General features: G+C 65.3%; 2 protein-coding genes. Both read right to left on the bottom strand.

The features are described from left to right. The coding region (locus tag LQV16_RS23240; RefSeq protein WP_229996189.1) for a hypothetical protein at positions 1 to 205 on the bottom strand (205 nt) is incomplete at its 3' end. A 156-nt stretch (positions 206 to 361) separates the two neighbouring features. Continuing rightward, a complete protein-coding gene (locus LQV16_RS23235; RefSeq protein ID WP_229996188.1) occupies positions 362 to 3,106 on the bottom strand; it encodes a discoidin domain-containing protein in 2,745 nt (914 codons plus the stop codon). Between the last annotated feature and the right edge of the window lie 134 nt (positions 3,107 to 3,240).

Below are 3,240 nucleotides of genomic sequence, written 5' to 3'. Positions count from 1 at the left end.
CTCCCGGCCCTTCCGGGGCGGGAACCGGATCCGCGAGACCGCCGCCGGGACCCATAACTATCGTCATCTGACCAGACTCGGCCCACCAATTCGTCCCGGTGCCGCCCGACGCACCGACACGCCGGGCGGCACCCAGGACCGACATCCTTGCGCATACCGAATCGAAGAACTCAGTGCGCGCATCCAGGGAAAACACTCTGGCCATCTAACGCTCCATCGATGAGAGCGTTGCTGCGACCATATGACTCTGCCCGCCCCCGAGAGGACTCCAAGTGATAGCGCAATGGAAGCAAGCAATGAGGATCTGAAGTAGTACCCGCAACGACGTTGGCCGGCTGATTGATGCTGACGTGCGGCGTCATCAGCTGATCAAGATGGTCGAGGCGATGCTGGGAACCCCGTTGCCGTCCAATGCGAAGAGCATATACGTGCCCGGGACCAGCACGCCGCGATCCGCCGGCAACTTCAGCGAAGCGGTGTTGCCCGACACCGCAGTTGCGGTCACCGGAATCCGCCGCTGGTCGGTGTTCACCGTATGCGTCACCGTGCTCATCCGCATCAGGGAAAACTTGGTGACCGGCGCTCCGGTGGTCACAGCAATCGTGCTGCCGGCTGCGGCGGTGGCCGGTGCGGTCAAAATCTTCGGCCGGGTGCGCGCACTGCCATCTGCGTTCAGCAGGTAGGGCGGCGTGAAAATCTCTCCGTCCAGATGGTTGATCGTGCAGCTGCCGCACAGCCCGCCACCGCCGACGAAAACCCGGCCATCAGGGAGGAGCAGTGCGACACTGTGATACGTGCGGGGGACGGCCATCGGGGCCAGCGTGGTCCACTTTCCGGTCGCCGGGCTCCAGATTTCTGGAGCCATCCTGGCGGCGGTGTCGGTGAACACAACGGGGGTGGCCTGACCGCCGACCACGAACACCTGGCCATCGGGCAGCGCGACGCCATTCGCGAACGACCGGGTGACGGCCATGTCTGCGGTCCGGGCCGCTTTGACCCCATTATTGATGTCGATAGTGTACGCCCGCGCCGTAGCCGGGGTTTTCTCGTAGGCGGTCGACCCGCCCACGGTCAGAATCTTTCCGACGTCGTACATCACGGCGTCGCCGTTCATCGCGTCCGGGCTATCGGAGCGCGGCCCGGCGGAGGTGATGCTTCCATTGCCGGTGGTGGAGATCCAGTTCATCTGGCGGCTCGGCCCCGCGTGGAACACCCGGCCACCGGGGGCGGCAAACAGCCAGGAGTGATTGTCGGAACGGTAGGCGCCACGGGGATCGGCGGTCAGGATGTTGTCGGCCAGCACATTCGTCAGCGTTCGCCAGCCGCCGGCGGCGGACCACACCTCACCGTTCTTGTTGCCGATACCGCCCGAAAACGACCCACCGATGGTGAATACCTCACCGGTGGATGTGGTCACGTTGGACTGGTAGCCGCGGGCGATCTTCATGTCCGGCCCCGGGGTCCAGGCGTTCGTCGCAGGGTTGTACAGGGTGGTCTTCGAGCTGTTGCTGCCGCCGCTGATTAGGATCTTCCCGTCCGGTAGCAGCGAGGTTCCGGGGCAGAACATGTCATGACCGGTGTTGGCCACTTGGGCCTGGGTCACCGCGCCGGTGCTGAGGTTCAGGATGGACGTCTGGGTATAGCCCCTGCTGCCACCGATGGCGGTGGGGGAATAGGCCGACCAGGTCAGCAGCCGGTTGCCAGGCAATAGCGCCGCCGCGGCCGGGACGATCGGGAAGCCGATCGTCGGACCCCAAGACCCCAGCGACGGGCCGAGGAGGTTGATCTCGGCGGCGCTGCTCCACGGGCCGCGGTTGCCGGCCTCTGTGGTCGCAATCAGCCGGACGTATCGGGTGCTGACCGAAGCGAAGGTCACTTCCTTCTCCGAATTGGTGTCCGGCCAGGTCCCGCGAGCGACCGGCGTACTCCAGGTGGTGCCGTTGGTGCTCACCCTGATCTCGAAGCCGCCGACACGCCCGTTCGGTGGGTCAGGTCGCGGGAGATAGCGGAAACCCGAGATGCCTCGCGTCACCTTGGTGTCGATCGTGATGGAGTGGGGCAGCGGCGCCGCCGGCGCCGGGGAAAACCTGCTGTGCCAGAATGTATATGCACTGCCGTCGAGCACATTGCTGGCTCGGCCGTTCGCGCCGGTGACCTCTTCATCGCTGGCGCTGGCCACCCAGCCGGTGCGCGGCAGCACATCGGTTGGAGGCGTGGTTTGTCCGGCGAGCAGGTTGATCTCGGCGGCGCTGCTCCACGGGCCGCGGTTGCCGGCCTCTGTGGTCGCAATCAGCCGGACGTATCGGGTGCTGACCGAAGCGAAGGTCACTTCCTTCTCAGAATTGGTGTCCGGCCAGGTCCCGCGAGCGACCGGCGTACTCCAGGTGGTGCCGTTGGTGCTCACCCGGATCTCGAAGCTGCCGACCCGACCGTTCGCGCCGTCAGAACGCGGGATATAGCGGAGTCCCCCGATGCTTCGGGTCGCCTTGGTGTCGATCGTGATGGTGTGCGGCAATGCCGCCGCCGGCGCCGGGTACCACCGGCTGTGCCACATCGTGGTGGCACTTCCGTCCAGCACATTGCTGGCCTGGCCGTTCACACGGATGGTTTCCTCGTCGCTGGCTGAAGCGGTCCATCCGGTCCGTGGCAGAGGAGCCGGAGCGGCCTCCAAGGCGGCAGCTGGAAGCACAGTGTTGTGAATGTGCGTTCCGGTCACGTCCGTGGAGCTGTCCAGGGTCGCCGCCGTCGCTGGCAGCCCCGCGCTGTGCACATGCGAGCCCGCCGCGCCCGCGGGTATGTGCAGAACCAGTGCCACGAACGCCATGATTAGCAGCGATCCGACAAGAAGTAAGAACACGCGGCGAATTTCAGCATGCAGCACCCTCAGGATCGCAGGCCGCGGCCGCCGGAATGCAGCTCGCATCCCACTTGGCGTTGCTTGGCAAATTGCAGGAGTGGGGTTTCTAGCAGATTCCAAGGCTGCATTGGCCGGTGGACTTCCATGGCTACCGTTCGTGCGCTGTTGCCGGTGCGCCGCCCAACGTTCCATCTGCGCCTCCTTGCGGTACTTCCCCCATGGCAAAACAGACTCTAGGGAGAGCAGCATGGGAAAACCTTGGGCGGCGGACGTGGGTATGCAGAGAGCGGGCATGGTGGCTCGCTAGGGGCGCATTCTCAGACGAGAGCCGGCAAACGGTGCGGGCCTGGCGCAATGGCTGGGATCAGGTGCCGCGACGTCGC

The sequence above is a fragment of the Arthrobacter sp. Bi26 genome (genome assembly GCF_918697925.1).
GTDB lineage: Bacteria > Actinomycetota > Actinomycetes > Actinomycetales > Micrococcaceae > Arthrobacter.
Note: the sequence above shows the minus strand (reverse complement) of the source record. Positions and strands in the feature narration are given on the sequence as shown.